The organism is Mesorhizobium sp. M7A.F.Ca.ET.027.02.1.1 (genome assembly GCF_004022985.1).
Taxonomy (GTDB): domain Bacteria; phylum Pseudomonadota; class Alphaproteobacteria; order Rhizobiales; family Rhizobiaceae; genus Mesorhizobium.
Map to the genome: position 1 here is coordinate 48,365 of NZ_RZOL01000003.1, position 9,794 is coordinate 58,158.

At 59.3% G+C, this 9,794-nt stretch carries 6 protein-coding genes and 2 pseudogenes; 1 reads left to right on the forward strand and 7 read right to left on the reverse strand.

Annotated features, from left to right (window positions below; all coding sequences use genetic code 11):
* From EN749_RS01015 to glyA, 6 genes and pseudogenes are all read right to left on the reverse strand, one after another.
* Positions 1 to 687, reverse strand: coding sequence for a response regulator transcription factor (locus EN749_RS01015; RefSeq protein WP_024505585.1), 687 nt, complete (start codon positions 685 to 687; stop codon positions 1 to 3).
* 812 nt (positions 688 to 1,499) lie between these two features.
* Positions 1,500 to 1,668: pseudogene (locus tag EN749_RS38535) on the reverse strand (transposase); the annotation flags it as partial.
* A gap of 714 nt (positions 1,669 to 2,382) precedes the next feature.
* Positions 2,383 to 3,417 carry an L-threonine 3-dehydrogenase gene (tdh, locus tag EN749_RS01025; protein ID WP_126063920.1) on the reverse strand — a complete coding sequence of 345 codons (1,035 nt, stop codon included), beginning with the start codon at positions 3,415 to 3,417 and terminating at the stop codon, positions 2,383 to 2,385.
* 65 nt (positions 3,418 to 3,482) lie between these two features.
* The gene (locus EN749_RS01030) at positions 3,483 to 4,496 is read right to left on the reverse strand and encodes an adenosine kinase (protein WP_126063919.1); all 1,014 of its coding nucleotides are present in this window, start codon (positions 4,494 to 4,496) and stop codon (positions 3,483 to 3,485) included.
* Positions 4,497 to 4,596: 100 nt separating this feature from the next.
* Complete coding sequence (gene metK, locus EN749_RS01035; RefSeq protein WP_063169265.1) at positions 4,597 to 5,772, reverse strand: methionine adenosyltransferase; 1,176 nt, start codon at positions 5,770 to 5,772, stop codon at positions 4,597 to 4,599.
* A 57-nt stretch (positions 5,773 to 5,829) separates the two neighbouring features.
* Positions 5,830 to 7,148: pseudogene (glyA, locus tag EN749_RS01040) on the reverse strand (serine hydroxymethyltransferase).
* A gap of 100 nt (positions 7,149 to 7,248) precedes the next feature.
* Here glyA and EN749_RS37535 point away from each other — a divergent pair.
* Entirely contained in the window at positions 7,249 to 7,449 is a 201-nt protein-coding gene (locus EN749_RS37535) for a hypothetical protein (protein ID WP_024505365.1), read from the forward strand.
* Positions 7,450 to 8,586: 1,137 nt separating this feature from the next.
* Here the strand turns inward: EN749_RS37535 and EN749_RS01055 are convergent.
* On the reverse strand, positions 8,587 to 9,794 hold a 1,208-nt coding region (locus EN749_RS01055), incomplete at its 5' end, for an HrpF/NolX family T3SS translocon protein (RefSeq protein ID WP_281061867.1).

Sequence of the window (9,794 nt, forward strand, 5' to 3'; positions counted from 1 at the left end):
CTATGCGGACGAGGCGTCAGTCAATTCTAGGATGTAACCAATGCCTCGGATGGTCTTGATCCGTGGCGTTGCACCTGATCTGGTCAGATGTCCCCGTAAACGATAAATTCCGACTTCAAGCGCGTTGGCAGACACGTCGTCGTTGAATGAATAGAGGTGATCTTCCAATTGCGCACGGGGCACGATGCGGCCTGCCCGGTTAAGCAGGTGCTCTAGAATACAGAGTTCGCGACGTGCGATCATCATTGGGTGCCCATCAACGAAAACCTGGCGGGCGACCGGATCAAAGTCGAGATTGCCAAATACGAGCCTCAGGTCGGTCATCTGTGTCGCCCGGCGCAGAATGGCTCTCATTCTGGCAATAAGCTCATCGGTAGAGATGGGTTTGAGCAGAAAGTCGTCCGCACCACCGTTGAAGATCGCAATTCGCTTATCGAGATCGTTAAGGCTGCTCATAATGACGGCAGGAACTGAATGCCCGTGGGTCCTCAACTGCCTCAGCCAACCCAAGCCATCGCCATCTGGCAGAGCCAATTCCAGCAGGAGAATTTCATAGCTGGCGCAAGAAAATGCACTCGAAGCCAGTTCCAGAGTACCAACGACATCAACGACGAAGCCGCCATCCCCGAGCGCAAGTCGCATGGCGCGCGCAAGATCCGCATGATGATCCACGAGCAGCGTTCGCATTTCATCTCCTCTCGAAGAGGGACGGCCCATCGAACGCGTCACCGGCGGCCATCTGATCGGAGCACACGGCGCGCAACTCGTCGCAGCTCTCGGAACTGGTCCGAGTCGGAGGGACATGCAAGTCGCTCGGTGGCAATAGGCGCGGGTGAGGACCAACTGACGGGCTCAAATACGCCGGTCGGCGAACCCACGAGGCCAGCAACCCGCGTGCGATTTCTCGTTGCATCATCTCTCCTACGTGCAGCCCCTGCGCTCGCAAGGCAGCGTCGCGGCTCAGAGCCCGATTCCCACAGAGGGTAGGGTTAGCTTTCGAGAAACTGATTGAACAAATCGATTATTTGGATCGAATGCATCCACGGTATGGATGCAGCGCACCATCTTCAACGACTGCGGCGTCCTGATGCACTGTTGTGTCTGTCGTGCTCTGCTTTTTTCGCTGTCCTTCAAGGCTGGCGAGCCTGGTGGAACCTGCGCGTCATTGGCTTGGTAGCTTGAATGCTCAACAACGGAGCGCCCTGCGCAAAGCCGCTCTCATTTCCAAAAAGCCTTGCAATCTGGTTGGAGCACTTCGCGCTCGACACCAAAATAGGCGAGGAAAACTGACGTCTGACAGGGATGTACATGCAACAGCCGATTTGCGGCACCAGCAAACGACCGCGTTCAGGCTGAAGATCGACGACCAACGGCTCCTCGATTTCCGCACCGACCGCTTTTACAAGCTCTTCCTGTGCGGGCGGATGCCGGCAAACAGCAGCACAGGGTCAGCGAAACCGGGAGCGGGCCTGCTTGATCGCCATGATCACATTGCCGCTGTCGCGCGTGCGGAGCGGAATGCAATCGGTCCAGCCGGCGGCAATCCGGTCAGCACCATCGTCTGCACGAAGCTCCCTGACGAAGACGTGCCCGAATGCGCTCAACAAAGCCGGGCGGCGGATCTTTCCAATCGCCGAAGGTGCGGGCTGGCACCGAGCGGCGAACTGCGAACTCATTCCTGCCCGGCGGCGCTGGCCGCCGCGAGCGTCGATGCGGACCCAGCCGCTCCGAATCCTCCCACAACACGATGAGCGCGTCGCGGACATCGCTGCCGTAACAGCGGCTGCGGCTCTTGCCCGCAGACGGCCTCTGCTCACGACGGTTCATAAGACGGATCGCGCGCTTGCGAATAATAGCCGGTTACCGCCTCGAACTCATCCAGAATGCGCCGCTTGTCAACGCCGCAATAAAGCTCCACGATCGCCGCTTCACCGTGTCGCCATGCTGAGCCGCGCCATCCTTCCCCCGAACCGGAATGGCACGACCTGTCCATCCCCTTTGGAACAGGACACTATTGGTAACATTTTGCTTGAGGCAATGCGGCTCGTTGCCTTCCTTTTCGCTGACCGGAAGGGTACCGGAAGTCGTCTATCGCATTTTACCCGCTGAAAGCGGCAACACCTCGACCTCAATCGCAGATCATAGGAAATAGACGATCGCGTCGGGGCCTCAGCATCGGTTCACCGGGTTTCCGTCATCGACTGAAGCGAATTGCCCCATCGACCGTCACCGGGTGGGCCGCGATACGTCGCCGTGTATGATTAGCGAGCGCACGTAGCGGAGCCATAGCTCTCCACCCAGCCATGTTCCCCTAGTTGGAAAATGTCCGGCGGACCAGAGGTGCTGTCGTCAGCTTTTCCTGAATAGCGGCCAAGGCAATCCCTACCAGTCCATCACCACCTTGCCGGAACTGCCGCTCTTCATCGCATCGAAACCGATCTGAAAATCGTCGATGCCGATGCGGTGGGTGATCAGGCCGGAGACATCCAGCGGACCCTGCACAAGCGCGATCATCTTGTACCAGGTTTCGAACATCTCGCGGCCGTAGATGCCTTTGAGATGCAGCATCTTGAAGATGACCTTGTTCCAGTCGATCTCGAAGCCGGTCGGCGCGATGCCCAGAATGGCGATCTTGCCGCCATTGTTCATGGTGTCGATCATGTCGCGGAAAGCGGGGGCGGCGCCTGACATTTCGAGGCCGACGTCGAACCCCTCGGTCATGCCGAGCACCGGCATGACGTCGCGCAGCTTTTCCTTCGAGGCGTCGACGACATGCTGGACGCCGAGTTTCTTGGCTAGCGCCAGCCGCACCGGGTTGATGTCGGTGATGACCACTTTGCGCGCGCCGACGCATTGGGCGACGAGCGCGCCCATGATGCCGATCGGCCCGGCGCCAGTCACCAGCACGTCCTCGCCGACCAGATCGAAGGACAATGCGGTGTGGACGGCATTGCCCAAGGGATCGAAGATCGCGGCGATCTCATCGGGCACATCGTCGGGGATCGGCACGACATTATGCTGCGGGATCGCCAGATACTCGCCGAAGGCGCCTGGACGGTTGACGCCGACGCCGAGTGTGTTGCGGCACAGATGCCCTCGCCCGGCGCGACAGTTGCGGCAATGGCCGCAGACGATGTGGCCTTCGCCCAATACACGCTGGCCGACCTTGTATTCGGTGACCGCTGCGCCGAAATCGGCAACGGTGCCGACGAATTCATGGCCCGTCACCATCGGCACCGGCACCGTCTTCTGCGCCCACTGGTCCCAATTGTAGATGTGCACGTCGGTGCCGCAGATCGCCGTCTTCTTGATCTTGATCAGCACGTCGTTGGGGCCGATTTCCGGCACCGGCACCTCTTCCATCCAGATGCCCGGTTCGGCCTTGGCCTTCACAAGCGCCTTCATCATGTTCGACATCAGGATTTCCCTATTCCGTGATTGCGCTTCTGGCGAGATAGCCTGCACAACGGGAAGGTAGGCCACTAACTCGTTTGAACGTCCGGAATGGTCAGCCCCGCCTGCTCGGCCTCGCGGCGCAAATTCTGACGGGGCCTGGGGCCGATCTGCTGGATCACCAATCCGGCTGCCAGTGAGCCAAGGTCGCCGCAAGTCTGCAGGTCGCGGCCTTGCGTGTAGCCATGCAGGAAGCCGGCGGCATAGAGATCGCCGGCGCCCGTCGTGTCGACCAGTTCCTTGATGGCGGTCGCCTTGATCACCACGGTCTCGTCGCCGCGCACGATCACCGAGCCTTTTTCCGAGCGGGTGACGGCGGCGATCCGGCAATCCTTGCGGATCTGGGCCAGCGCCTCGTCGAACGACGATGTCTGGTAGAGCGACTTGATCTCGTGGCTGTTGGCAAAGACGATGTCGACCGTGCCCGAGCGCATCAGGTCGAGGAATTCGTCGCGGTAGCGGTCGACGCAGAACGAATCCGATAGCGTCATCGACACTTCTCGGCCTGCCGCGTGCGCCAGCTTCGCCGTCTGGCGGATTGCCTCCTTGGCGCGCGGCGGGTCCCACAGATAGCCTTCGAAATAGGTGACCTTGGCGCCAGACGCCTTGTCGGCTTCGACATCCTCAGGGCCAAGCTCGACGCAGGCGCCGAGATAGGTGTTCATCGAGCGCTCGCCGTCGGGCGTGACGAAGATCATCGAGCGCGCCGTCGGCGGCTCACCCTTGAGCGGCGTGGTGCCGAAGGCGACGCCCTGCGCATGGATGTCGTGGGCGTAGATTTCGCCCAGCGCATCGTTGGAGACCTTGCCGAAGAAGGCGGCGCGGCCGCCAAAGCTGGCGACGCCGGCCGCCGTGTTGCCGGCGCTGCCGCCGGACGCTTCGATCGCCGGGCCCATGCGGCTGTAGAGCAGTTCGGCGCGCTGTGTGTCGATGAGGTTCATCGCGCCCTTGATGATGCCGTTGGTCTCGAGGAATTCCTCGTCGCACTGGGCGATGATGTCGACAATGGCATTGCCGATGCAAAGCACGTCATAATCCGGCATCAAAATCTCCGCCAAAACCCGAGCCGGCTTCTTGCCACGCCGGCCGGGCGTGGTCTCGCGAGTTGAAATGGGTTGCCGCATGCGCTTGATCCAGCCGCCCTCACGCAGCTGCCGGTCCGGCTTCACGCAGCAAATCGTCAGCTTTGTCCGTCTTCTCCCAAGTGAACTCAGGCTCTTCACGCCCGAAGTGTCCGTATGTCGCCGTCTTGCGGTATATCGGCCGTAAGAGATCAAGCATCTTGATGATGCCTTTCGGTCGGAGATTGAAAACCTCGAGAACAAGGCGCTCGATCCTTTTTTCCTCGATCCTTGCGGTTCCGAAGGTATTGACCATGACAGAAACCGGACTGGCCACGCCGATCGCGTAGGCAAGCTGAACCTCGCAGACCTCTGCAAGGCCGCTGGCAACGATGTTCTTCGCGACATACCGGGCGGCATAGGCCGCCGAGCGGTCAACCTTGGATGGGTCCTTGCCCGAAAAGGCACCGCCGCCGTGACGCCCGGTCCCACCGTAGGAATCGACGATGATCTTCCGTCCTGTGAGGCCGCAGTCGCCGGCAGGCCCACCGACCACGAACCGCCCTGTTGGGTTGACCAGAAATCTGATCCCCGAAGTATCCAGGTGGGCCGGCAGGACCGGTTTTATGATCTCCTCAATGACGCCTTCGCGGACCGTGGCTTGTGAGACCGCTTCGTCATGCTGCGTTGACAGGACTATGGTATCCAGCGCCACCGGGCGGAGCCCTTCGTAGCGTACCGACACTTGAGATTTCACGTCCGGACGCAGCCAGCCAAGCTGTCCCGCTTTCCGGACCTCGGCCTGTCTTTTCGTCAAATGGTGAGCGAGTTGGATCGGCAGGGGCATCAATGTATCCGTCTCGTTGCATGCGAATCCAAACATGATGCCCTGATCCCCTGCCCCTTGCCCGAGATCCTGCCCTCGTCCTTCATCAACGCCCTGGCTTATGTCGGGCGACTGCTCGGTGAGGGCCAGAACGACGGCGCAACGTCGACCATCAAAGCCAATCGCATCATCGTCGTAGCCAATATCGAGTATCGTATCGCGGGCGACTTGGCTGTAATCGATGTGGGCATGGCTGGTGATCTCGCCAGCCACAACGACCATCCCCGTCTTCACCAACACTTCACAGGCGACGCGCGCCTTCGGATCGGTGCGCAGGACCGCATCGAGAATGGCATCGGAGATGTTGTCTGCCATCTTGTCGGGGTGTCCCGCGCCGACGGATTCGGAAGAGAACACGAACTGCCTGGTCATAAAAATGCCCTCGCTTCAAGTGCTGGAGTTAGTGAGGAGTTTCTGGATTGGGGTGGCTTATCGGTCGCGGATGCCGGGAACATCGAACGCAGTGCAGAAGTCGGCAACGTCTCTTCGTACGCTCGCATGAACTTCCTGGTCATCGGGCTGGCGGCAGACCGAGTCGATGAAAGCGGCGATCTGCACCATCTCCGTTTCGCGCATGCCCATGGACGTCACCGCTGGTGTCCCTAAGCGGATGCCGCTTGTCAGCGCCGGATGCCGCCGGTCGCCCGGGACCATATTGAAATTCGCAATGATGCCTGCACGCGATAAGCGCTCCGCATAGGCTTTGCCTGACAGCGGCCGGTCCCGAAGATCAAGGATCAGCATGTGATTGTCAGTGCCCCCAGTGACGAGTTCATAACCTCGCTCCAGAAGCGCCTGGGCCAGAGCCTTGGCGTTGTGGACGATCTGCTGACCGTAGACACGAAAGGACGAGTTCGCTGCTTCCTGCAAAGCGACGGCAAGCGCGGCGATAGTATTCATATGCGGTCCGCCTTGCAGAAGAGGGAACACGGCGCAGATTGTGTTTGCTCTTCGGATGATGGAGGGGCTGATAACGGTCTTCATTCCTTGATAAAATGAAGCCACCCCGGGGACCGCGTCGACTTGTGAGAGGTGCTGGTGACCACATCGCAATGGGACACGGGGTTCGGATGCACTCCTGCGACAACCAGGCCGCAGATGTGGGCGATGTCAGCCACCAGATACGAGTTCACCTCCGAAGCAATTTCGGCCATTGCCGCGTAGTCAAAAATACGCGGATAAGCAGTTCCGCCGACCCAAATTAGCTTCGGGCGTTCCCGCTTGGCGGTCTCGCGCAAGTGGTCATAGTCAATTTGCTGTGTCTTTTCGTGCAGCCTGTACGGGACGCGCTGATAATCGCTGCCGGAAAAATTGACGGACCAACCGTGAGTCAGATGGCCGCCTTCGGGTAAAGGCAAGCCCATGACTTTGTCACGGGGGCTCAAAAGCGCGCGATAGACAGCCTGGTTGGCTGGCGAGCCTGAATAAGGCTGGACGTTGGCGTGTTCACTGCCAAATAGCGCTTTCAGGCGCTCGATCGCGAGGGTCTCAAGCTCATCGACGATCTCGTTTCCGGCGTAGTAGCGCGCACCGGGGTATCCCTCGGCATACTTGTTGGTGAAAATCGACCCGGTCGCTTCCAACACCGCCGAGGAGGCAAAGTTCTCGGAGGCGATCAGTTTGAGAGTTGTCCGCTCCTGACGCTCCTGTCTTAGAAGCAGTTCGTGAACGCGGGAGTCGACGGCGGCTAAGTGAGGCCGCCCGTAAGTGTCGGGCTGCGCGATGGCGCCGCCGGCGGAGTTATCCATGGTAGTCGCGCTCCATTTGGACTGATCTATTTCACGATCAAGCAGGCGGTCCCTTCAACCGCGCGTCTTGTATTGCTTCCAGGCGTTGTAGGTCTCTTTTATGATGGCCATCATCGTGGGGCAGGAGATCGACCACCAATTGAGCCAGCCCGCCATCCTTGCCTCCTGCTTGCATATGGTACGAAGACTGCGGACGTTGTTCGTTGCAGCAAAGAAAGTTGGCTCTGCCCAGCCGCCGAACGTGGCGTCGAACCTGCTCGCGAGGCAGACTGGTAATATCGGCCAGCTCGCCGACGGTTAGATCCGCATGCGCGCAAAGGCCCAGGATTCGAAGGCGATCAAGATGCGCTGCCGTCCTTAGGCGATTTACCAGTGTCAACATTGGTTGGCATCAACCCGGACGGGATGCAGCAAGCCGCTAGCCCTTCTATCCCCATCAATCCGCATGAGACCTCTCTCGTCATTTGCTGTAAATCCGCTGGTATGGATGCTAATGGAAGATGGATCACAGTCCTTTCTACGACTAAGACGCCAGATATTGGGGCTAATGTACCACCTGACAGGAGACTACACTCACGAACATTATGTGAATTTTTTTTAACGTTGCTGAGAATCAAGGGTGAGGTTTGGCGAATGTCTCGCCGTCGACTGTCGAATCCTGCCCGACGGGATTATGGGGTGCGTAGCCTGCTTGTCCTTTCCACATGACCAGCGACGATGGGGCGGAGGCGGCAGACATAGCTCTGGAGCATGCTGCGGTATCTTTGGCCTGAAGCCGAGGAAGGCGGACCGTGGCTTCCGCGCCGCTGCCGGGAGCCCGCGAACAGGCCAAGTTGATCAGCCGGGTGTTGCCGTCATAGAGCGTGAGACCCAAAGCTGGCCAGCCGCGCCCTGAGGCTGACGCACCGCTCAGCGTCCACCTTGCTCTCGAAGCCCATCGGCATAGCGCCGATAACGACTTGACCGCGTGCGTGTCGACGAGCGATCGGTGAGCGCAAGGATCGAGGGTGCAGTGCAGGATAATGCTGTTTTAAATCAGCGCTGTTTTCAGCCGACTGCCTTGAGCGTGGGCACAAGGATATAGGCCCAAGGCAGGAGATCATCGTCTGCTGTTCGGGAGGCCGCCCTGGGCGCGCGACAGCCGTTCCTTCGGCTGCGCCGCTCCGCCACCATCCGCGCCGTGCCTTCCGGAGACCATTCCCGCTGCCGGCCGGCGCCCGTGAAAACCTCGACCCGGCGCACCGGCTCGAGATGGCTGGGCTCAGCGTAACTCTGAAGTCGTCATATACCGAAGCCTTCACAGACTTCGGACATCCCCCTCACAGTCCGATCCAGATGGCGTCAGGAACACCGCTGCGTTGATGCGGATGAACCCCTGCTTGTGCCACAATGACCCTTATGTCAGCGCGCGAGCCAAAGCTTCCGCGCAAGGCGACGGCTAGGATAAGGCAATGCCGACGAAGGGCACATTGCTTGCCACACTCTGGAATGATGGCATGCTCGGAAGGCCTAGGCTTTGCTCAGGGCCGCCTGCAAGGCGCGCTTTGAGGTTATTCACATAGCCTTCTGCGTAGTCCTGCGCCGTCGAGACCGAAAGATCAATGCCTGCCGCCAAGGCCTCTTCCATCAGGTGCTTTACGAGCCCATTTCGAATGGCCAGCTTGACCTCGGGGCCTGCGATAAGGCCGATCGCCTGCGCGGCCATATTGAGGCCAGCTTCCTCCAGCGCTCGCTTCATATCGCCTCCGTTAATGGCCGTACGCAGGAGATTGGCTGCTTGCGACTCAGCCTCGAGAACCATCGAGGCAAGATCGGCTACTTGTCCGAGGCCCGGAATGAAGCTGAGCAGTCCCACCGCCGTTGCCGCCAAGTCGAGCACTTTCGTCTCGATTTTGAGCACGGAGTCGACGACGTGCATGACGGCCCCGCCGTTCTTTTTGGCTGACTTAATGTCAGGCTGGTCCATCAGGCCCATCTTCATGTCCGCGACGGCATTCTGCTCTTCTGCGGTTTGGGCGCCGTGGGTGATTGGCTGCTGAACGTTGCGGTTCGCAGACGACATGTTTGTGCAAAAATGGGCAAAGTCTTTTTTGCTGATATTGCCGGAATCAACCGTATGCCCGCCGCCAAAGTCGAAGAATTTATGATGGGTCTTATAGCCCGTGATCGAATTGTTCAGGAGGCCAAACAGAAGAGGATCTGAAAGGAGCTGAGAGGCTGCTTCCCGCACTTTCGGATCAAGGCTCTTGTCGTCTTTCATTTTCGCCAGTTTGTCGCGAGTCAGAACACCGCTTCCAAAGAACGTGTCCTGATGGTCCTTGATCATCTCGACCGTATTCAGCTCAGTTTGCGTGAGGCTCATCGACGATGAGGCGACTTGCAGGAAATCCTCTTTGTGCATCTTCCCTTTCGAGCCACCGCACAACTGGTTCCAAGCATCGGGGTGATCGAGGAAATATTGCGCCGCCGCAATGACCTGGGGCGGAAATTTGCCGTTTTTCGATTCGCCGCCGACCATTTTCTTGAACTCATCCAGACTCAGGTCCTTGGACAGATTTTCGGAGTACCGGTAAAACTCCCGCAAGGCATCGCTCAAGGTCATGACCGAAGGCTGCAAACCTCCGCTGCCGTCGGATGGTATGTAGT

Excerpts from the sequence above, each read along its gene's own strand:
- metK (WP_063169265.1), bottom strand. The coding sequence starts at position 5,772 with ATGACCAGGCAGTTCGTGTTCTCTTCCGAATCCGTCGGCGCGGGACAC.
- EN749_RS37535 (WP_024505365.1), top strand. The coding sequence starts at position 7,249 with ATGATGGCCATCATCGTGGGGCAGGAGATCGACCACCAATTGAGCCAG.
- EN749_RS01030 (WP_126063919.1), bottom strand. The coding sequence starts at position 4,496 with ATGCCGGATTATGACGTGCTTTGCATCGGCAATGCCATTGTCGACATC.
- tdh (WP_126063920.1), bottom strand. The coding sequence starts at position 3,417 with ATGTCGAACATGATGAAGGCGCTTGTGAAGGCCAAGGCCGAACCGGGC.
- EN749_RS01015 (WP_024505585.1), bottom strand. The coding sequence starts at position 687 with ATGCGAACGCTGCTCGTGGATCATCATGCGGATCTTGCGCGCGCCATG.